We start from the raw sequence: 19955 nt of genomic DNA, 5'->3' as shown, positions 1-19955 counted from the left end.
CCACGCACGCCCCTGCGCGTCTACCGCCGCAACATGCGCGTCACCACGGCCGTCACCTGTTCAGACTTCCAGTCCAGCTCGCCCAGATGCCAATATCGGATCGACCCGCCTCGGTCCACCAGGTAATTGGCCGGCAAGGCGATGGCATCCCATTTCTTTGACGCCGCGCTGTTGCGGTCGTGCATTACCGTGCCGGCCACCGGCGACTTGGCCAGAAAGGTCGAAACCTTGCCCAGCGCTTCGCCCACATTGACGGCCACCAGCCGCAGGCCTTCTTCACGATGCCGCTTGGCCATGGTGGACATCAACGGGATGGCGTCGCGGCACGGCTCGCACCAGGTGGCCCAGAAGCTGACGATGACCACGTTGCCGCGCCAGGCCGACAGCTTTTGCTCGCGCCCGGAAAGGTCGGGCAGTACCAGGGCGGGGGTGGGCAAGGTCCATGGCGCCCAATCGGGGCCGGTGGCGGCCTTGAGCGCGGCGTCATCGGCGGCGCGTGCCAGCTTGGGCAGATATGGCAGGGCGGCCACGGACAGGCCGGTTTGAAGCAGGCGGCGGCGGCTGATCAAGACGGCGTCCTTCGCAAAGGTCAAAGGGAAACGGGCTTGGATGGCGGGCGTCGCGCGGGTCCTGCCCGGCATACCGCCACCGCGCGCGTCGCCGAAACATCATAGGGCGAAGGGCGGGCGCGATGCTATCCTTTTTCGATTGAGATCCGGAGACTGAAATGACCCACGATGTAGCGTCCGCGGCAGTGCCGCGTTTGACTTCGCTTTCGCACGGAGGCGGTTGCGGCTGCAAGATCGCGCCGGGCGTTCTGTCCGAACTGCTCAAGCGTTTCGGCCCCGCCGCCAGCTACCCCAACCTGATGGTGGGCACCGAGACCGCCGATGACGCGGCAGTGTATCGGCTTAATGACGAGCAGGCGCTCATCGCCACCACCGATTTCTTCATGCCCATCGTTGACGACCCGCACGACTTCGGCCGCATCGCCGCGACCAACGCGCTGTCGGACGTCTATGCGATGGGCGGCACGCCAATCATGGCGCTGGCCATCGTGGGCATGCCGATCAATGTGCTGCCGCACAGCGTCATCGCGGACATTCTGCGCGGGGGCGAATCGGTCTGCGCCGAAGCGGGCATTCCGGTGGCGGGCGGGCACAGCATTGATTCGGTCGAACCCATCTATGGCCTGGCGGTGATGGGCCTGGTGCATCCCAGCCGCGTCAAGCGCAACGCCGATGCGCGTGCGGGCGACGTGCTGATCCTGGGCAAGGCGTTGGGCGTGGGCATCTTGTCGGCCGCGCTGAAAAAGAACCAGCTGGACGAAGCCGGCTACCGCGTCATGATCGACACGACAACCCGCTTGAACCGGCCCGGCGCCGCGTTGGCCGCGCTGGACGGCGTGCACGCGGTGACCGACGTCACGGGCTTTGGCTTGCTGGGCCACGCGCTGGAAATGGCGCGCGGCGCAAAACTGACCGCGCGCCTTGACCTGGATGCGTTGCCCTGGCTGCCCGGCGTGGAAGCGTTTGCTTCCCAGGGCGTCATCACGGGCGCATCGGGCCGCAATTGGGCCTCGTACGGCAACGCCGTGCAGCTGTCCGCGGGCGTCACCGACGCGCAGCGCGCCTTGCTGACCGATCCGCAAACCTCGGGCGGACTGCTGGTGTCCTGCGCGCCGGAAGTGGCCGACGCGGTGCTGGCGCTATTCCGTGAGCAGGGCTTTGACCAGGCAACCGTCGTGGGCGAGATGATCGCGGGCGACGGGCAAGTGCAGGTTGGCTGACCGTGCATCGGTCAGGGGCGGTTCCGAGCCGCCGCTGGGCTGATCGTGGCAGCCTGGCGCTGCGGCATGCCGCGCCGCGCCGGCTTTCGGGCGCGGCAGTGCAACCTTACGGCTGGGCTTGCGATTGCACCTGGTAATTAATCTGCCAGAGCATCAGCTTGGGATAGGCGGCCAACCGCTCTTGCTGGGCGCGCTGCGTCGGCGTGGTTGGTTGTTCGGCGCCTAGCGCCAGGCCCTGCGCGTTGGCCCAGGGCAGGATCTTGCCTGGGCGGTCGCGCCGGTACGCACCGTCTTGCGTGATCGTCAGATGCGGGTCGTTGATACCGAAGCACCAGACCGGGTCCGGCTGCGCCGCCAGCAGATCGCAGCCCGTGCGGTAGTAAGGCGTGGCGGGCAGACTCAGCTGATACAGCGTGGGCAATATGTCTTTGTGGCCGCCCACGCGGGCCGGGTCGAACACCGATTGGCCCCGGTACGCTTGCGGCACGTACAGGTAGAAGGGCACGGCGCGGGCCAGCGCGGCTTCGCGCGCGTCCTGGTAATTCAGGCCCTGCATGTTGTGGTCACCCGTGACCGCGATGATGGTGCGGGCGCCGCTGGCCGAGGCCTTCACGCGCGTCAGGAACTGGCCCAACTGATCGTTGGCGTAGCGCAGCGTGTAGAACGCGTCTTGCACCGAGCTCCAGCTTTTAAAGTACGGCTGGCGCGTCACATCGGCCAAGTCCAGGCCGCTGCGCTGCGCGCCGTCGGGCGCGATGAACGGGGGATGGTGCGTGGTGGACAACGCAACGATGAACAGCGGCTGGCCATCCCGATCGGCATCGGCCAGGCGGCTTTCGATGTAGCGGAACATGTATTCGTCCGGTACGCCCCACGTGCCTGCCTGGGCTTCGGGATACTTGGCGCGCAAGGTCTGCTGGTCGATGAATTCGTGGGCGCCCAGGTGCGTGGCGAAGGTGCCCAGGTTGCGCCAGGTGGCCGCGCCGGACGTCACGAACAACACACGGTAGCCGCGTGCCAGATACGGTGCGAAGGCATTGCTGGCGAAGGTGTCGTCGGCGGCCGACGATTGGCCGATGGCCGGCACCGGGCTGCGTACCAGCAGGCGGGCCAGGGAATCGATCGTGCCGTTGCCTTCCGACAGGAAGCGGTCAAAGCGCCAGTCCTGTTCCCAATGCGGGCGCAGCGCACCGAGCAGATCGCGGCCCGGTTGGTCATAGGCATTAAGGTGGTGACCCATGCTTTCCATGACTTGCAGCACAACATGCGGCGGCCGCGCCAGCGCCGCCGGGTTGGCGCCGGTCACCGCGTTGAAGGGCGTCAGGTCGGGTTTTACCGGGTGCCCGAGAAACCGTGCGTACAGCGCTTCGCCTTCGGCGGCGGTGGCGGGCAGGAAACGCTTGTCGTTGCCATGCTCGCGCAGCGCCCACGAGAAAGCAGAGATGCCGTTGGGCGCAATGGCGTTCAACAAGCGCATGGTCGAGATACTGGTGTCGTCCTTGTTCAGCGGAAACCGGCCCAGCGACCCCCGGCAGGCCAACACGGTAACGGCAACGATGAACAACAATTGCAGCGCGGTGGGAAGCAGCGCCCGCCGCCGCAACGGCAGGCTGAGCACGCGGCGCCGCCAGCGTGTCCCCAGCCACCACGTGCAGACCAGCACCGCCGACAGCAGCACGCCTGCTTGCACCACCGGGTATCCGTGCCACAGCGTCATCAGGATGGCGCGGGTATCGTCGTCGATCATGCCGAACACGAAGATATCGATCGATCGGGAAAACGTGGCGAAGTAACAGACGCTGACCACGGTGGAACCGGCAATCAACGCGGCCATGGCCGCCCCGACGCCCGGCGTCAGGCGCAGCCAGCGGGCATACAGGGGGCGGCTGCCGGCCACCAGCATCGCCATCAACAGCAACGCCGAAAACGCGATGCTGGTGACCTTGATGTCGAACAGCAGGCCGATCCCCAGTGTGCGCCCCACGTCTTGTGGCAGCGCGGAATAGGTGGCCGACGGCGCGTACTTCACCAGTAGATAGCTGCGTCCGATGAACTGCGCCAGGACGCTGACCAGCCAGGGCGCCAGGATCACGAGGAATGCGCGCTGCACGTTGTGAAACCAGTCTTGCCAGGTGTCGGTGTCGGTCAGGCGTAAACGCTTTATCTGCATCAGTGGGGGGGCCAGGCGAAAAACGGGGGTTGCGGCAACAAAGCGTCCCTGGCCCGGGCTTGATGGGCCATCAGGGGATGAATGCATGATGGAACTCCGGCCCCGATTTCCGGGTTGCGGGGATCGCGGGGATCCCACAAGGCGCACCGGAGTGGCTGGGATAGAACAGGCGGCTTTCGTGGTTCGGGTTATGGCCGCTGTTCGCCATGCAGCGCGAACTGTACTCGAGCAGGACCCGAAATGTACAAAGGTTTGTATAGCTTTGTGAGTGGCGTGTACGAACCGTGGCGGGGTCGGATGGCCGGCGGTCAGCGGGCAGAGCCGGGGGGGGATTGGCCGGACAGGTCGCGGGCCGTCGTCGCCGCCTGTTGCATCAGCCACGCGGCGACCACATCGGCGTCGGCGGTGCTGCGCCGCGCGTTGCGGACCAGCCAATAGGCGTGCTCGGTGGCCAAGGCGGCCTGCCCGCCCACCGGTTGCAAGCGCCCGTCGGCCAGCATCGGCGCAATCAGCGCCAGCCGGCCCAGCGCGATGCCATGGCCGGCCAGCGCCGCCAGCACGATCTGGTCGTATTGATTAAAGCGCAGCATGCCCTTGGCGCGCGCCCGGTTCAGGCCGCGCGCATTCAGCCATTCCGACCATTGCAGCCAGGGCCGGGTCGGGTCGTCGAATTCAAGCAGCACATGGCGTTGCAGCTCGCGCGCATCCAGCTCGCGGGCATTCAGCGACGGGTGCGCCACGGGCACCACCGACTCTCCGAACATCCAGGCCGCGGTATCCGGGACGCTGTCGCGCAGGCTGTAGCGAATGGCGATGTCGACGCTTTCGCGGTCGATATCGATCAGGCGGTTGTCCGCAGCCACGCGCACGTCGATATGCGGGTGCGCCGCCTGGAAGGCGCCCAGGCGCGGAAGCAACCACAGGGAAGCCACGCCAATGGTCGTGGTAACGGTGACCGGTGTGCGGCGCTCGGGCGCGCGCAGCTGTTCGGTCAGGTCGCCCAACTGGCTAAGCCACACGTCGGCCATGCGAAATAGCTGCGCGCCTTCAGAGGTAAACGACACGCTGCGAAAGCCGCGCACCAACAGCGGTACGCCCAAATGCGCTTCCAGGGCGCGGATCTGGCGGCTGACGGCGGACTGCGTCACATGCAGATCCTGCGCGGCAAGGGTGATGCTCATGCGGCGGCCCACAGCGACGAAGCCCCGTACCAGATCAAGCGGCGGGAGTTTTGCCAGCGGATATGACATTCGTGAAACTCATGCGTATCGGGCGGAAATGTTGCTTGAGCAATAGTACGCCCGCAGCGTTCAATAGAAGCCTGCGACAAGCGCCAGCCGGGCCTTGGTCGCAGCCCAGCCTGCCGGAGTTGCCTGATGAACGCGTCTTTGCCCGACTCGCCCCGCATGCAGATGTGGTTCGATTTCGCCAGCCCTTACAGCTATCTGGCCATCTTGCGCGTGCAGGCGCTGGCGGAAAGCGCGGGCGTGGTGGTGGACTTGCGCCCCTTTTTGCTGGGGCCGATTTTCCAGGCCCAGGGCTGGAACGATTCTCCGTTTCGCCTGTTCCCGGGCAAGGGCGCCTACATGATGCGGGACATTGCCCGCCTGGCCGACAAATACGGCATTACCTACAACCGCCCGCGACTGTTCCCGCGCATGAGCGTGCTGCCGGCGCGCATCGCCCTGCTGGGCCAGGACGAACCGTGGTGCCGCGATTTCTGCGTGGCGGTATTTCGCGCGAATTTCCAGGACGACCTGGACATCCAGTCCGAAGACGTGGTGCATGGCCTGCTGCAAGACCTGGGGCTGGACGCCGATGCGCTGATCGCGCGCGGCAAGTCCGAAGCCGCCAAGGAAGCGCTGCGCCGTCAGGTGGACCGCGCGCGGGACCTGGGCCTGTTCGGCGCGCCCACGTTTTTTGCGGGCAGCGAAATGTTCTGGGGCAATGATCGCCTGGAAGACGCGCTGCAATGGGCGCGCGATCGGGTAGGCGCCGGCGACGTTGCCTTGGGTGACCAGGACAATTCCGTCAGCCCTTCGTAACGGGCGCCACGCGCGCCCATTCCTCGTCCGAGTACAGGCGCGATCGCAGCAGGAAGCGCTTGCCTTCCGCGCTATCCAGCGAGAATGCCCCGCCGCGCCCGGGCACCGCGTCGATGATGAGCTGGGTGTGCTCCCAGTACGCAAACTGGTCCTCGCCCATGTAGAACGGGCAGCCTTCCAGCTGGCCCAGCAGCACGTCCGAGCCCCCGACCATGAATTCGCCCTGGGCATAGCACATGGGTGAGCTGCCATCGCAGCAGCCGCCCGATTGGTGGAACATCAGCGGGCCGTGCTTGGCGCGCAAGGTGTCGATCAGTTGGCGCGCTTGGTCGGTGGCGACGACGCGCGGGGTGGGTGCTTCCATTTCGGTGTCCTGTGTAGGGGCCGCGGTCCGGCGGCCCGGCGGTGGGGCGTCCCGGCGATCTTGCGCTCCGAAGTTCCCGCGCGCCAGGCCCGAAGGCCCGGCGCGCGTTGCTCACGCTTTTCGCGTCAGAAGAAACCCAGCTTCTTGGGCGAATAGCTCACCAGCAGGTTCTTCGTCTGCTGATAGTGGTTGAGCATCATCTTGTGATTTTCACGCCCGATGCCCGACTGCTTGTATCCGCCAAATGCCGCATGCGCGGGATAGGCGTGATAGCAGTTCGTCCACACGCGGCCCGCCTTGATCGCGCGCCCCATCCGGTAGCACGTGTTGGCATCGCGTGACCACACGCCCGCGCCCAGGCCGTACAGCGTGTCGTTGGCCAGCGCCAGCGCGTCGTCGGCATCCTTGAACGTGGTTACCGCCACGACCGGCCCGAAGATTTCTTCCTGGAACACGCGCATCTTGTTGTGGCCCTTGAACACCGTGGGCTGCACGTAGTAGCCGCCTTCCAACGCGCCTTGCATCTGCGCCCGCGAGCCGCCCGCCAGCACGTCGGCGCCTTCCTGCTTGCCGATATCCAGGTAAGACAGGATTTTTTCCAGTTGCTCGGTGGACGCCTGCGCGCCCAGCATGGTGTCGCCGTCAAGCGGGTTGCCCTGCTTGATCTCGGCCACGCGCTTAAGCGCGCGTTCCATGAACTTGTCGTACAGCGATTCCTGGATCAACGCGCGGCTGGGGCACGTGCACACCTCGCCCTGGTTCAGCGCAAACATCACGAAGCCCTCGACCGCCTTGTCCAGAAAGTCGTCATCTTGCGCCGCCACATCGGCAAAGAAAATGTTGGGCGACTTGCCGCCCAGCTCCAGCGTGACGGGGATGATGTTCTGCGACGCGTACTGCATGATCAGCCGGCCGGTGGTGGTCTCGCCGGTGAAGGCGATCTTGGCGATGCGCTTGCTGGAGGCCAGCGGCTTGCCGGCTTCCAGACCGAAGCCCGTCACCACGTTCAGCACGCCCGGGGGCAGGATGTCGCCAATCAGTTCCATCAGCAGCAGGATGCCCAGCGGGGTCTGCTCGGCGGGCTTGAGCACCACGCAGTTGCCCGCGGCCAGCGCGGGTGCCAGCTTCCACGCCGCCATCAGGATGGGAAAGTTCCACGGAATGATCTGTCCGACCACGCCCAGCGGCTCGTTGAAGTGGTAGGCCACGGTGTCGCTATCGATTTCCGACAGGCCGCCTTCCTGGCTGCGGATGCACGAGGCGAAGTAGCGGAAGTGGTCGATGGCCAGCGGGATGTCGGCGGCGCGCGCTTCGCGGATGGGCTTGCCGTTGTCCCAGGTTTCGGCGGTGGCCAGGCGTTCCAGGTTGGCTTGCATCACGTCGGCGATCTGCATCAGCATGCGGGCACGTTCAGCGGCCGGGGTCGCTCCCCATTTCGGCGCGGCGCGGTGGGCGGCGTCCAGCGCCAGGTCCACGTCGCGCTCCTTCGAACGCGCGTTGCGCGTCAGCACCTGGCCGGTGACAGGCGTGACGTTGTCAAAGTACTCGCCATCCGCCGGCTTTTGCCACTTGCCGTCGATGAAGTTGTCGTACTGCGTTTTCAGGTCCAGACGGGTGCCATACGTGTCCGGGGTGATGCGGGTCGCGATGTCCATGCTTGTCTCCGATTTTGTGGGATAGCGGCAGTGAGCTGCCTGCCTGGTATCAAGCAAGGAACATGCCAACGTGCGGGCTTCCCCGCTGGACAGCGCGCGCCCTCGCGTGCGAAAGTTGACTTCGACGCGCCCTGTCCGGCGTGCAACAGTTTTGCCCCTTCGAGATGTCGTTATTTGCGACGTTGTCGCGGAACAGGTGTCGCAGAAGCGCCTGTCCAAGGAGACAAGCATGGCCAGTCAATCTCGTCAGCACGCGCTGACGCAAGCGCGCCTGCTGTTCAACCAGCAGGGCGCCGTGCCCGGCGGCATCGTTGCCGAGCCCATCCTGCGGTCCTGGCGCCGATGCGCCGACCTGGGCTTTGACATGCGCGGCGTGCGGCGTGCCGAGCTCATGACGCAAGGCGAACTGCGCGAGGCCCAGCAGCGCAACGAAGCGCTGCGCCGCTTGTCTGAACCCGCCATGTCCTACCTGCGCCGCCAGGCCGGCGGCAGCGGCAATCTTGTGATTCTGTCGGACGCCCAGGGCCTGGTGCTGGATAGCGACGGCGATAGCGGTTTTGCCAGCCGCGCATCGCGCGTGGCGCTGATGCCGGGCGCGCCGTGGGATGAAGCGGCGGCGGGCACCAACGCCATCGGCACGGCTCTGGTCGAAGGCCGACCCATCGCCGTGCATGGCGCGGAACATTATTTCGAACCCAATCGCATCCTGACCTGCGCGGCGGTGCCCATCACCGACAGCGAAGGGCGCACGCTGGGCGTGCTGGATTTGTCCAGCCAGGCGCGCGATGTCCGCCCCGACGTGCTGGCGCTGGTGCGCGCGGCCGTGGACGTCATCGAACACCGCCTGTTTGAACAGGCTTATGAACACTACGCGGTGCTGCGTCTGCACGACGACCCGACCGGGCTGGGCGCGCCCGGCGAAGGCTTGCTGGCATTTCAGGGCGATCTGCTGATCGGCGCGAACCGCCGTGCGTTGCAGGCATTGGGTCTGGCTCCGACCGCACTGGGCGTGTATCGCTACGCCGACGTGTTCGACGGCGAACTGGAACGCTGCCCCGACGCGTCCGGCCGGGTGCTGGCGCGATCGGGCGCCGGCTACCACGCGCGCTTGCGTCAGCCGCGTTCGCGGCCGCCGCAGCCCACGGCGCCGGCTCTGCCCGCCGCCGCCGTCCGGCCGGCGGCGCCCAGCTTTGATGCCGCCACGCTGGGTGCGCTGGCGCGTGCGGTGCATTTGTCGGACGCGGGCGTTTCCCTATTGCTGCAAGGCGAAACCGGCGTCGGCAAGGAAGTGTTCGCCCGCGAAGTACACGCGCGAGGCAAGCGCGCATCGGGGCCTTTCGTGGCGGTCAATTGCGCGGCGCTGCCCGAAAGCCTGATTGAATCCGAACTGTTCGGCTACGAAGACGGCGCCTTCACCGGGGCGCGCCGGCAAGGCAGCAAGGGCTTGCTGCGCCAGGCGCATGGCGGGGTGTTGTTCCTGGATGAAATTGGCGACATGCCGCTGCTGCTGCAATCACGCTTGCTGCGGGTGCTGCAAACGCGCGAAGTGTCGCCGCTGGGGGCGGCGCGGCCGGTGCCGGTGGACTTCGCGCTGGTGTGCGCCACCCATCGCCCGCTGGCGCACGAAGGGTCCGATGCGCCGGTGCGCCCGGACCTGTATTTCCGCATTGCCGAATACACGGTCACGCTGGAACCGCTGCGCGCCCGCGCCGACCGCCTGGAATTGCTGCGCGCGTTGTGGGCGGCGCAAGGCCCGGGGCCGGTGCTGCCACCGTCAATCGAGGCCCGGCTGGCCGGGTATTCGTGGCCGGGCAATTACCGGCAATTGGTAGCGGTGCTGCGCACCTTGCATGTGTTGGCCGGTCCGTCGGGCGTGGTCGATGTCGACATGCTGCCCGCCGAGCTGTTGCAGTCACCCGCCACATCCGACCCCACGCAAGACGCGCCGACGACGGACAGCGGCGCGGCGGATCTGCAATCGATGACCGATACCGCCATTCGGGATGCGCTGGCCGCGCATGGCGGCAACGTCAGCCGAGCGGCGCGCGCGTTGGGTGTGCACCGCAGCACCGTGTATCGGCGCGCGGGCAATCTGGTTGTGCCGCGTCCGCGATAGCGGCCCTAGCCGACCAGACGCGCGAGTTCCGCGCCGGGGTCCTTGGCGCGCATGAAGGCTTCGCCCACCAGAAAGGCATTGACCTTGTTGTCGCGCATCAGCTTGACGTCTTCGGGCTTGAGAATGCCGCTTTCCGTGACGACGCGCTTGCCCGCCGGAATGTTGGGCAGCAGGTCCAGCGTGTTCTTCAGGCTGGTTTCGAAGGTGCGCAGGTTGCGGTTGTTGATGCCCAGAAGCGGCGTCTTCATCGTCAATGCCACGTCCAGTTCGCGGGCGTCGTGCACTTCCACCAGCACGTCCATGCCCAGTTCCATCGCCAGCGTTTCGTAGTCGCGCAATTGCGTCGGCGTCAGGGCGGCCACGATCAGCAGCACGCAGTCGGCGCCCATCGCGCGCGCGGCGATGATCTGGTAGGAATCGATCACGAAGTCTTTGCGCAGCACGGGCAGCGAGCACGCCGCGCGCGCCTGGCGCAGGTGGTCGTGCGAACCCTGGAAGAACTGCACATCGGTCAGCACCGACAGGCAGGCCGCGCCATGCACCGCATAGGATGAGGCGATGTCGGCGGGGGCGAAGGTGTCGCGCAGCACGCCCTTGGAGGGCGAGGCTTTCTTGATTTCAGCGATGACGCCGGCCTTGCCTTGCGAGATCTTGTCTTCGATGGCTTGGGCAAAGCCGCGCACGTCCTGTCGCGCCTGCGCTTCACGCAGGACTTCGGCTTCGCTGCGCATCTGGCGGGCGGCGGCGACTTCCTCGACCTTGACGGCGAGGATCTTCGCAAGAATATCGTTCATTTCTGGAATTTCCGGGTATATGCGCAGAATTCTTCCAGCTTGGCTCGCGCCGCGCCGGTGGCGATCATTTCAAATGCTAGCGCTAAGGCTTCGGGAATGGAATCGGCTTTATTGCCGGCGTAGATGGCAAGTCCTGCGTTCAGGGCGACGATGTCGCGGGCCGTGCCCTCGACATTTTCCAGCGCCTCGATGACAAGTTCGCGTGACTGCTCGCGATTGGACACCTTGATGGACCGGTTGGACATCATGGATAGCCCGTAGTCTTCGGGATGGATTTCATATTCCCGTATTTGACCATCTTTCAGCTCGCCCACCAGCGTGGCCCCGCCCAACGACGCTTCGTCCATCCCGTCCTTGCCGTGCACCACCAGCACGTGGCGCGAACCCAGGCGTTCCAGCACGCGCACCTGAATGCCCACCAAGTCCGGGTGGAACACCCCCATCAACTGGTTGGCGGCGCCGGCCGGGTTGGTCAGGGGGCCAAGAATATTGAAGATGGTGCGCACGGCCAATTCCTTGCGCACGGCGGCCACGTTCTTCATGGCGCCGTGATGCGCGGGCGCGAACATGAAGCCGATGCCGGTGGCCTGGATGCATTCGGCCACTTCCTCGGGCGACAGGACCAGGTTGGCGCCCAGCGCTTCCAGCACGTCGGCGCTGCCGCTGGACGAAGACGCGCTGCGATTGCCGTGCTTGGCGATCGGCACGCCAGCCGCCGCCGCCACGAACATGGCGGTGGTCGAGATGTTGAAGGTGTGGCTGCCGTCTCCGCCCGTGCCGCACATATCCAGCAGGTCTTGCGGATTGGGCGTGACCACGGGCGTGGCGAATTCACGCATGACCTGCGCGGCGGCGGTGATTTCGCCGATGGTTTCCTTCTTGACGCGCAGACCCATCAAGAGCGCGCTGGCGATCTGCGGCGACATCTCGCCGCGCATCAGCATGCGCATCAGATGCAGCATTTCGTCGTGGAAAATTTCGCGGTGTTCGATGCAGCGCGTCAGGGCTTCGGTGGGGGAAATGGTCACGATGCGTCCTTCTTGTCTTAGGCGAGGTTCAGAAAATTGCGCAGCAGGGCATGGCCATGTTCGCTGAGCACCGACTCGGGATGAAACTGTACTCCGTACAGCGGCAGGGTCTTGTGACGCACGCCCATGATGTCGCCGTCGGGCGCGGTGGCGGTGACCGCCAGGCAGTCGGGCAGGGTGGCGGGGTCGATGGTCAGTGAGTTGTAACGGATCACGGTGTAGGGCGTGGGCAAGTCGGTGAAGATATCGGTGCCGGTGTGCGAAATTTGCACCGTCTTGCCGTGCATGATTTGCTGGGCGCGCACGATGTTGCCGCCGTAGGCCGCGCCGATGGCCTGGTGGCCCAGGCACACGCCCAGAATCGGCTTCTTGCCGGCAAAGGCCTGGATGGCGGCCACCGAGATGCCGGCTTCCGCGGGCGAGCACGGGCCGGGGGACACGCAGATGCGGTCCGGGTTCAGCGAGGCAATCTCTTCCAGGGTGATCTGGTCATTGCGCGCCACGCGCACGTCTTCGCCCAGTTCGCCAAAGTACTGGACCAGGTTGTAGGTAAACGAATCGTAGTTATCAATCATCAACAGCATTTTTTTCTCCGTGCGGGCGGGGGGCGTGCGGCGGGGCCGGGCCGGGATCAGATGGGTTCGTCCAGGCCGTGCTGGACCTGTTCGGCGGCGCGCAGTACGGCGCGGGCCTTGGCTTCGGTTTCGGCGTATTCGGCCTCGGGGTTCGAGTCGGCCACGATGCCGGCGGCGGCCTGCACATACAGCGTGCCGTCCTTGATGACGCCGGTACGGATAGCGATGGCCACGTCCATTTCGCCGCCATAGCTCAGGTAGCCGGCCGCGCCGCCGTAGATGCCACGGCGCACCGGTTCCAGTTCGTCGATGATCTTCATGGCCTCGACCTTGGGCGCGCCCGTCAGCGTGCCGGCGGGAAAGGACGCGCGCAGCACGTCCATGCTGCTCATGCCGGGGTTCAGGTTGCCCGTCACGTTGGACACCAGGTGCATCACGTGCGAATAGCGTTCGATGACCATGGTGTCGCTGACCTTGACCGAGCCCACCTCGGCCACGCGGCCCACATCGTTGCGCGCCAAGTCGATCAGCATCACGTGTTCGGCCACTTCCTTGGGGTCGGCCTTCAATTCGGCGGCCAGTGCCGCGTCTTCCTCGGGCGTTGCGCCGCGCTTGCGGGTGCCGGCCAGCGGGCGGATGGTGATCTGCGACTTGGGCACGCCGTTGTCCACCACGCGCTCCTGGCGCACCAGGATCTCGGGCGAGGCGCCCACCACCTGGAAGTCACCGAAGTTCCAGAAGTACATATAGGGCGAGGGGTTCAGCGAGCGCAGCGCGCGGTACAGCGACAGCGGCGAATCGCGGAACGGCTTGGCGATGACCTGGCCGATCTGCACCTGCATCAGGTCGCCGGCGGCGATGTGTTCCTTGGCGCGGTGTACGGCGGCCAGATAGTCTTCTTTCTTGAAATCGCGCCGCTCTTCGGTCTGCATGCTGGCGTGGCTGTACGGAATTTCCACGGGGCGTCGCAGGCGCGCGCGCAGATCGTGCAGGCGCTGCTGGGCGCGGCTGTAGGATTCGGGCTGGCTCGGGTCGGCGTACACCATCAGGTAGATGCGGCCCGCCAGGTTGTCGACGATGACCAATTCGTCCACATGCATCAGCATCAGGTCGGGCGTACCGCCCTCCATGCCGGCCGGGAACGGCTTGACGGCAGGGCCCAGGCAGGGCTCGATGTGGCGCACCGTGTCGTAGCCGAAGTAGCCAGCCAGGCCGCCGCAAAAGCGCGGCATGCCGGGGCGCAGCGCCACCTTGAAACGGCTTTGGTATTGCTCGATGAAGGCAAGCGGATCGCCTTCGTGCGTTTCCACGATCTTGCCGTCGTGCAGCACTTCGGTCAGCGTGCCGCTGGCGCGGATCACGGTGCGGGCGGGCAGGCCGATGAAGGAATAGCGCCCGAAGCGCTCGCCGCCCACCACCGATTCCATCAGGCAGGTCATGCGGCCGGCCAAGGGGCCTGCGTGCGCCAGCTTCAGGTAGATGCCCAGCGGGGTGTCCAGGTCGGCGTAGGTCTCGGCCACCAGCGGGATGCGGTTGTAGCCTTGAGCGGCGAGGGCCTTGAATTCGATTTCGGTCATGTCGGGGTCTCGTAAGCGTTTTTGGTTTGCTTTCAGACCGGGCGCACAACAAAAAAGCCCGGTCCAGGTGTCTGGTTCCGGGCTTGGCTCTGTGTTTACACAGCTACGGCACTAGGCGGCATACGCGTCCAGGGCCGGGAGGGATCATCGCCACCCGGAAGACAAACGCCACCAGCGCCACGAGGCGCCGAGCATTTGGTTCTGGGGGTAAGCGTTCATTGATCCGGGTGTGTCTTGATGAGGTGCAGTGTTCGGTTGTTCAGGTGTTTGCCGACGCAATTCAGGAGGCGATTCAGGAAGCGATTCAGGAAGCGATTCAGGAAGCGATTCAGGAAGCGATTTTTGCGGCGTTCTGGTTTTGGTTCCAGAGCGCAACCCACTGAGCGGCGTTGACAAGCGTGTCAACTATACCATCGACATCCAGCTCCCGCACGTCCCGGCCTTCGTTGTAGCCATAAGGCACCACCAGCACTTGCGTACCGGCCGTGCGGCCCGCCTGGGCATCGTTGATCGAGTCGCCGATGGTGACGGCCTCGGTCACCGCCACGCCCAGCAGTTCGCAGGCGTGCAGCACCTGGTCGGGGTCGGGCTTGCGGCGCACGCAGGTGTCGCCGCAGACCACGGCGTCGAAAAAGCCCGCCAAACCCGTGCGCTGCAATAGCGGCAGGGTGAATTCGGTGGGCTTGTTGGTGACCACCGCCAGTTTCAGGCCCTGGTCGCGCATGTGCTTCAGGCCGTCGATCACGCCGGGGTAGACCTGGGCGCGTTCGCCGTTCACTAGGTGATAGTGCCGGTAGAAGGAGTCGCGGGCGCGGGCGAATTCCTCGGCCGACGGGTCGGGTGCGTCCAGGCTGCCCGCCAGACTGCGGCGGACCAGGTTGTCCACGCCCTTGCCGACGAACGTGGCGACCACGTCTTCACGCAGCACGGTCAGGCCCAGGTCGACGCGCATGGCGTTGGCGGCGAACGCCAGGTCGGGGATGGAGTCCAGCAGGGTGCCGTCCAGGTCCAGCAGCGCGGCGCGAAAAGCGGTCATGTCGAGGTTTCCTGGTGGTTTAAACGGCGGTGGTTTCGCCGATGGCGATCTGTTCGCGCATGGATTTGATGATGCCGGCGTAGTCGGGCTTGCCGAAAATGGCCGAGCCGGCCACAAAGGTGTCGGCGCCCGCGCGGCGGATTTCGGCGATGTTGTCGATTTTGACGCCGCCGTCCACCTGCAGCACGATTTCCTGGCCGCCGGCCTGCGTCCAGGCGTCGATCCGGGCGCGTGCTTCGCGCAACTTTGCCAGCGTGCCGGGAATGAAGCTCTGGCCGCCAAAGCCCGGGTTCACCGACATGATCAGGATCAGGTCAATCTTGTCCATGACGTAGTCCAGGTAGGACAGCGGCGTGGCGGGGTTGAATACCAGCCCGGCCTTACAGCCGTTTTCGCGGATCAGCGACAGCGTGCGGTCCACGTGGCGGCTGGCGTCCGGGTGAAAGCTGATGTAGTCGGCGCCTGCCTTGGCGAACATCGGGACCAGGTCATCCACCGGCTCGACCATCAAATGCACGTCGATCGGCACTTGCACATGGGGCCGGATGGCCGCGCACACCATCGGGCCGATGGTCAGGTTGGGGACATAGTGGTTGTCCATCACGTCCACGTGTATCCAGTCGGCACCGGCGGCGACGACGTTGCGGACTTCCTCGCCCAGGCGGGCGAAGTCAGCCGACAGGATACTGGGGGTGATGCGGGTGGAGGCCGTGGAGGTAGACATGATGTTCGGGATCGGGGAGGGCATAATGTGCCATTATTGCAGTTTGAGGCGCGGGTTCGGGAAAGGCCCGGTTCCACGGCTCCCAATTCTGCGTTGTCCAAACGTCTCCCGAACGCCCGGCGCCGATCTCCGGCCCCCGCGTCCAGCCACACAGGGAAGGACTGTGAAACCTTACGACCTGAGCGTCTCTGTCTCTCCGCGCTTCGTGCCTGAACAGTCCGATCCGGGCGAACAGCAATTCGTGTTTGCCTATACCGTTCGCATCACCAACACCGGCGAACATCCCGCCCAGGTGATCAGCCGCCATTGGGTCATCACCGACGGCAACCAGCGCGTGCAGGAAGTGCGCGGGCTGGGCATCGTGGGCCAGCAACCGTTGCTGGCGCCCGGCGAAACCTTCGAATACACCAGCGGCTGTCCGCTGCCCACCCCCGTGGGCACCATGCGCGGCACCTATCACTGCGTTGGCGAGAACGGCATCCCGTTCGAAGTGCCGATCTCCGAATTCGTCCTGGCCATGCCTCGCACCCTGCATTGAATGGCCCCGCCCGTCGCTCGTTTTTTTCCTAGCTCATGAAGCGCATTCTCAGCCTGTCCCTGCTGCCGATCTTGCTGGCGGCATGCTCCACGCCGTCGGAAATTCCTTCCGGCCCCGGCGAAACCAGCACCATCCCCGGCTCGCGTGCTCCGGCGGCTGACGGCCCCCTGGTGGTGCCGTCGCTGTCGGCGTTGCCTGACACCCCGCCGCGCGCGCTGGCCGGCAAGTTCAAGGCCGGCACCTGGTCCGAAATGCCCGGCTGGTCCGCCGACGACCTGACCCAGTTCTGGCCCCTGTTCCTGCGCAATTGCCGTGGGCTGATGCGTCCGACCAGCGGCAATCTGGCCGCCCCGGCGCGCGCCACGCCGCGTGCGTGGCAGCCCGTCTGCGCCGCGGCCATCGACCCGGCCCGCGCGCCGGCGGCGGGCGACGGCGAAGCCGTGCGCCGCTTCCTGCAAACCTATTTGCAGCCGTGGCGTCTGAACGCCGCCGACGGCAAGCCGGCCACCAACACGGTCACCGGCTACTACGAGCCGCTGGTGCGCGGATCGCGCCGCCAGGGCGGTAACTACCAATGGCCGCTGTACGCCGTGCCGGCCGACTTGCTCACCATCGACCTGGGTTCGGTCTACCCGGACCTGGCCGGCAAGCGCGTGCGCGGCAAGCTGGACGGCAAGCGCGTGGTGCCCTACGACACCCGCGCCGCCATCGAATCCCCCTCGGGCCGCAAGCCGCCTGTCGTCGTCTGGGTGGATGACCCGGTGGATAACTTCTTCCTGCAAGTGCAGGGCTCGGGCCGCGTCCAGCTGACCGACGGTCCCGACGCCGGCAAGACCATCCGCGTGGCCTACGCCGACCATAACGGCCAGCCCTATGTGTCCATCGGCCGTTGGCTGATCGACCGGGGCGAACTCAGCGCCGATCAGGCGTCCATGCAGAACATCCGCGCCTGGGCACAGCGCAATCCGAAGCGCGTGCCTGAAATGCTGAACGCGAATCCGGCGGTGGTGTTCTTCCGCGAAGAGCCGGTCATCGACCCCGAACAGGGGCCCAAGGGCGCCTACGCCATCCCGCTGGCGCCCAAGCGATCCATCGCCGTGGACGCCACCTTCGTGCCGCTGGGCACCCCGGTGTACCTGGCCACGACCTTCCCGGCCTCCGACCGCCCGTTGCAACGGCTGGTTTTCGCGCAAGACACGGGCACGGCCATCCGGGGCGCCGCGCGCGCCGACTTCTACTGGGGTTACGGTGAAGAAGCCGGCCAGCAGGCGGGCCGCATGAAACAACGGGGCCAGATGTGGGTGCTGTGGCCTAAGCAAGCTGGGGAGCCCTCGGCAAGATGAGCCATCAAATCGTCGTATGCGGGGCCGGTATCGTCGGCCTGTCCACCGCCCTGGCGCTGGCCCGGCGCGGCCAGCGCGTTGCCGTGCTGGCGCCGCGTTCATCCGTGCCCGCCGCCGATCCCAACCATTACCACCCCCGCGTCTACGCCATTTCGCCCGCCAGCCAGCGTTTCCTGGCCGAGCTGGGCGTGTGGGACGCCATGCCCGCCGGCCGGCTGATGCCGGTGCAAGCCATGGAAATCCACGGCGACGCCGATGGGCAGGTCAACCTGAACGCCTGGCAGGCGGCGTTGCCGCAACTGGCCTGGATCGTCGAATCCGGCGAGATCGAGCGCGTGTTGATCCAGGCGGTGCGGATGTTCGGCATCCCCTGGCTGGAAGACCGCTGTACCGGCTATCAGGATGGCGCGGTCGATACCGAAAGCGGGGCGCGCATTCAGGCGGAATTGTTCGTGGGTGCCGACGGCGCGGCCTCGCCGCTGCGCACGGCGGCCGGCTTGAAGCACGACACCGTGTCCTACAACGACACGGGCCTGGTGGTGCATCTGGATGCCGAACACGCCCACCATGGCACTGCCATCCAGTGGTTCCGTGACGACGGCGTGCTGGCGCTGTTGCCGCTGCCCGACACCGCCGACGGTCCGCAAGTGTCGATGGTCTGGTCCATGCGTAGCGAACCGGCGCAGGCGCTGCTGGCCTTGCCGGCCGAACAGCAAACTGCCCGGCTGGAAACCTTGCTGGCCGACGCCGCCGAGGGCCGGCTGGGCCGCTTGAAGGTACGCAGCAAATTGCACGGCTTTCCGCTGACGCTGGAACGCGCGCAAATGGTGGCGCCCGGCATCGCGCTGGCCGGCGACGCCGCGCACCGGCTGCATCCCCTGGCGGGCCAGGGCCTGAACCTGGGCCTGGGCGACGTCGAGGCGCTGGCCCGCACCGTGGCTGGCCGCGAGTCCTACCGGTCGGCGGGCGACATCCGCGTGCTGCATCGGTACCAGCGCGCCCGCGCCGAACCGGTGCTGGCGATGCGCCTGGCTACCGACGGCCTGCACAAGCTGTTCGCCTCGCGCGCGACGCCGCTGGTGTGGCTGCGAAACGCGGGGATGCATCTGGTGGAACGCGCGCCCTTGGTCAAACGCCGCCTGATCGCGGGTGCATCGGCCAATTGATGCGGCGTTGAGGCGCACGCCCCGCAGCGGGCGATCCGGCACGGGCGATCAGCCCCGCGCTTTGAGGTTTTCTTTTGGAACCTTGAAGCGTGCCGGGCGTCTGAACGACACTTCGCCTTTCCGCGTCCAACCGGCATGTCGTCCGGCCCGGCTCCTTGCCGGATGAGTTACGCTTTCCCCCAAAGAACACGATAAGTACAGGAGCACCCATGACTTTCCGCATCTCCGCCACGCTGGCGGCTTGTTTCCTGGCCGGCGGGCTGGGCTTGTCCGCCCCGGCTCTGGCGCAGGCGCCGGCCCAAGGCAAGGCCGTCTCCACCGAGTCGGTCGGCAAACCGGCCAACGGCGAAAAAAGCGTGTCGACGCCGCAGCTCGACGCCGTCAAGGAACGCTTCGAACAACGCTTTTCCGGCATGGACGTCACCGCCGTGCGCCTGACGCCTTACGGCATTTTTGAAGTGCAGTTGGGCATGGACCTGCTCTACACGGACGAAAAAGTCACCTGGGTCATGGAAGGTCCGTTGATAGACGCCATGACGCGCCGCGATGTCACCCGCGAGGCGCAGGAAAAGCTCAGCGCCGTCACGTTTGATCAGCTGCCGCTGGAACTGGCCATCAAGCAGGTCAAGGGCACCGGCGCAAAGAAGGTCGCCATTTTTGAAGATCCCAACTGCGGCTATTGCAAGCAGTTGCGCAAGACGATGGAAGACCTGAACGACGTCACCGTCTACACCTTCATGTACCCGATTCTGTCGCCCGATTCCAAGGACAAGGTGCGCGACGTCTGGTGCGCCAAGGACCAGGGCAAGACCTGGGACGACTGGATGGTGCGCAACAAGAAGCCGGCCGCCGGCAATTGCGATGTGCCTGAAGACAAGCTGCTTGCACTGGGCCACCGCCTGATGGTGCGCGGCACGCCCACGCTGTTCTTTGCCGACGGCTCGCGCGTCAGCGGCGCCATTCCGCTGGACCAACTGAAAGAACGCTTGAACTGACCGGCGCTGATCGCGCCGGCCGGGTGGCTGGCGCGATAGC

The 19955-nt window shown here is 66.0% G+C and carries 18 protein-coding genes; 7 read left to right on the top strand and 11 right to left on the bottom strand.

From position 1 onward, the window contains the following. Positions 1-20: 20 nt before the first annotated feature. Complete coding sequence (locus YH64_RS07065) at positions 21-569, bottom strand: TlpA disulfide reductase family protein (protein WP_046805645.1); 549 nt, start codon at positions 567-569, stop codon at positions 21-23. Positions 570-727: 158 nt separating this feature from the next. On the opposite strand from YH64_RS07065, the gene selD reads away from it, so the two are divergent. Next, positions 728-1789: a selenide, water dikinase SelD gene (gene selD / locus YH64_RS07060; RefSeq protein ID WP_046805603.1), complete on the top strand. Its 1062-nt coding sequence runs from the start codon at positions 728-730 to the stop codon at positions 1787-1789. A gap of 106 nt (positions 1790-1895) precedes the next feature. On the opposite strand, the gene YH64_RS07055 is transcribed toward selD, so the two are convergent. Both YH64_RS07055 and YH64_RS07050 read right to left on the bottom strand, forming a co-directional pair. Further along, entirely contained in the window at positions 1896-4046 is a 2151-nt protein-coding gene (locus tag YH64_RS07055; protein ID WP_255444175.1) for an LTA synthase family protein, read from the bottom strand. A gap of 221 nt (positions 4047-4267) precedes the next feature. Continuing rightward, positions 4268-5209 carry a LysR substrate-binding domain-containing protein gene (locus YH64_RS07050; protein ID WP_046805605.1) on the bottom strand — a complete coding sequence of 314 codons (942 nt, stop codon included), beginning with the start codon at positions 5207-5209 and terminating at the stop codon, positions 4268-4270. A gap of 126 nt (positions 5210-5335) precedes the next feature. On the opposite strand from YH64_RS07050, the gene YH64_RS07045 reads away from it, so the two are divergent. Further along, complete coding sequence (locus YH64_RS07045; protein ID WP_046805606.1) at positions 5336-6004, top strand: 2-hydroxychromene-2-carboxylate isomerase; 669 nt, start codon at positions 5336-5338, stop codon at positions 6002-6004. On the opposite strand, the gene YH64_RS07040 is transcribed toward YH64_RS07045, so the two are convergent. Further along, positions 5991-6368 (bottom strand): DUF779 domain-containing protein, encoded by a 378-nt coding sequence (locus tag YH64_RS07040; RefSeq protein ID WP_046805607.1) that lies wholly within the window; start codon positions 6366-6368, stop codon positions 5991-5993. The two genes, YH64_RS07045 and YH64_RS07040, sit on opposite strands and share 14 nt — an antisense overlap. A gap of 125 nt (positions 6369-6493) precedes the next feature. Further along, entirely contained in the window at positions 6494-8023 is a 1530-nt protein-coding gene (gene adh / locus YH64_RS07035; protein WP_046805608.1) for an aldehyde dehydrogenase, read from the bottom strand. Positions 8024-8252: 229 nt separating this feature from the next. Between adh and YH64_RS07030 the strand changes: the two genes are divergently transcribed. Next, positions 8253-10139, top strand: a complete 1887-nt coding sequence (locus tag YH64_RS07030; protein WP_046805609.1) for a sigma-54-dependent Fis family transcriptional regulator — start codon at positions 8253-8255, stop codon at positions 10137-10139. Between the two features lie 5 nt (positions 10140-10144). Here the strand turns inward: YH64_RS07030 and trpC are convergent, their stop codons facing one another. The 6 genes from trpC to rpe all read right to left on the bottom strand — a co-directional run bounded on the left by trpC (position 10145) and on the right by rpe (position 15897). Further along, entirely contained in the window at positions 10145-10933 is a 789-nt protein-coding gene (gene trpC / locus YH64_RS07025) for an indole-3-glycerol phosphate synthase TrpC (RefSeq protein WP_046805610.1), read from the bottom strand. Beyond that, positions 10930-11961, bottom strand: coding sequence for an anthranilate phosphoribosyltransferase (gene trpD / locus YH64_RS07020; RefSeq protein ID WP_046805611.1), 1032 nt, complete (start codon positions 11959-11961; stop codon positions 10930-10932). Before trpD ends, trpC begins: the two co-directional genes overlap by 4 nt. Positions 11962-11978: 17 nt before the next feature. Then, on the bottom strand, positions 11979-12545 hold the full coding sequence (locus tag YH64_RS07015) for an aminodeoxychorismate/anthranilate synthase component II (RefSeq protein ID WP_046805612.1): 567 nt from the start codon (positions 12543-12545) through the stop codon (positions 11979-11981). A 47-nt stretch (positions 12546-12592) separates the two neighbouring features. Then, positions 12593-14113, bottom strand: a complete 1521-nt coding sequence (gene trpE / locus YH64_RS07010; protein ID WP_046805613.1) for an anthranilate synthase component I — start codon at positions 14111-14113, stop codon at positions 12593-12595. Between the two features lie 328 nt (positions 14114-14441). Beyond that, entirely contained in the window at positions 14442-15149 is a 708-nt protein-coding gene (locus YH64_RS07005; protein ID WP_046805614.1) for a phosphoglycolate phosphatase, read from the bottom strand. A gap of 19 nt (positions 15150-15168) precedes the next feature. Next, entirely contained in the window at positions 15169-15897 is a 729-nt protein-coding gene (gene rpe / locus YH64_RS07000; protein ID WP_046805615.1) for a ribulose-phosphate 3-epimerase, read from the bottom strand. A gap of 139 nt (positions 15898-16036) precedes the next feature. On the opposite strand from rpe, the gene apaG reads away from it, so the two are divergent. The 4 genes from apaG (at position 16037) to YH64_RS06980 (ending at position 19915) form a co-directional block, all read left to right on the top strand. Continuing rightward, positions 16037-16411 carry a Co2+/Mg2+ efflux protein ApaG gene (apaG, locus tag YH64_RS06995; protein ID WP_046805616.1) on the top strand — a complete coding sequence of 125 codons (375 nt, stop codon included), beginning with the start codon at positions 16037-16039 and terminating at the stop codon, positions 16409-16411. 35 nt (positions 16412-16446) lie between these two features. Beyond that, positions 16447-17754, top strand: a complete 1308-nt coding sequence (locus YH64_RS06990; RefSeq protein ID WP_046805617.1) for a murein transglycosylase A — start codon at positions 16447-16449, stop codon at positions 17752-17754. Continuing rightward, entirely contained in the window at positions 17751-18920 is a 1170-nt protein-coding gene (locus tag YH64_RS06985; protein ID WP_046805618.1) for a UbiH/UbiF family hydroxylase, read from the top strand. The genes YH64_RS06990 and YH64_RS06985 overlap by 4 nt, the downstream gene beginning before the upstream one ends. A gap of 209 nt (positions 18921-19129) precedes the next feature. Beyond that, positions 19130-19915 carry a DsbC family protein gene (locus tag YH64_RS06980; RefSeq protein ID WP_046805619.1) on the top strand — a complete coding sequence of 262 codons (786 nt, stop codon included), beginning with the start codon at positions 19130-19132 and terminating at the stop codon, positions 19913-19915. The last annotated feature ends 40 nt before the right edge of the window (positions 19916-19955 follow it).

It is taken from the genome of Achromobacter sp. LC458 (assembly GCF_001005835.2).
Taxonomy (GTDB): Bacteria; Pseudomonadota; Gammaproteobacteria; order Burkholderiales; family Burkholderiaceae_B; genus Achromobacter; species Achromobacter spanius_B.
The sequence above is the reverse complement of the archived record's forward strand: the minus strand, read 5'-3'. Positions and strand labels throughout refer to the sequence as shown.

Excerpts from the sequence above, each read along its gene's own strand:
- YH64_RS06990 (WP_046805617.1), top strand. The coding sequence starts at position 16,447 with ATGAAGCGCATTCTCAGCCTGTCCCTGCTGCCGATCTTGCTGGCGGCA.
- trpE (WP_046805613.1), bottom strand. The coding sequence starts at position 14,113 with ATGACCGAAATCGAATTCAAGGCCCTCGCCGCTCAAGGCTACAACCGC.
- YH64_RS07040 (WP_046805607.1), bottom strand. The coding sequence starts at position 6,368 with ATGGAAGCACCCACCCCGCGCGTCGTCGCCACCGACCAAGCGCGCCAA.
- selD (WP_046805603.1), top strand. The coding sequence starts at position 728 with ATGACCCACGATGTAGCGTCCGCGGCAGTGCCGCGTTTGACTTCGCTT.
- YH64_RS07045 (WP_046805606.1), top strand. The coding sequence starts at position 5,336 with ATGAACGCGTCTTTGCCCGACTCGCCCCGCATGCAGATGTGGTTCGAT.
- YH64_RS06985 (WP_046805618.1), top strand. The coding sequence starts at position 17,751 with ATGAGCCATCAAATCGTCGTATGCGGGGCCGGTATCGTCGGCCTGTCC.
- YH64_RS07050 (WP_046805605.1), bottom strand. The coding sequence starts at position 5,209 with ATGTCATATCCGCTGGCAAAACTCCCGCCGCTTGATCTGGTACGGGGC.
- YH64_RS07015 (WP_046805612.1), bottom strand. The coding sequence starts at position 12,545 with ATGCTGTTGATGATTGATAACTACGATTCGTTTACCTACAACCTGGTC.
- adh (WP_046805608.1), bottom strand. The coding sequence starts at position 8,023 with ATGGACATCGCGACCCGCATCACCCCGGACACGTATGGCACCCGTCTG.
- YH64_RS06980 (WP_046805619.1), top strand. The coding sequence starts at position 19,130 with ATGACTTTCCGCATCTCCGCCACGCTGGCGGCTTGTTTCCTGGCCGGC.
- trpC (WP_046805610.1), bottom strand. The coding sequence starts at position 10,933 with ATGAACGATATTCTTGCGAAGATCCTCGCCGTCAAGGTCGAGGAAGTC.
- rpe (WP_046805615.1), bottom strand. The coding sequence starts at position 15,897 with ATGCCCTCCCCGATCCCGAACATCATGTCTACCTCCACGGCCTCCACC.
- YH64_RS07005 (WP_046805614.1), bottom strand. The coding sequence starts at position 15,149 with ATGACCGCTTTTCGCGCCGCGCTGCTGGACCTGGACGGCACCCTGCTG.
- YH64_RS07030 (WP_046805609.1), top strand. The coding sequence starts at position 8,253 with ATGGCCAGTCAATCTCGTCAGCACGCGCTGACGCAAGCGCGCCTGCTG.
- YH64_RS07055 (WP_255444175.1), bottom strand. The coding sequence starts at position 4,046 with ATGCATTCATCCCCTGATGGCCCATCAAGCCCGGGCCAGGGACGCTTT.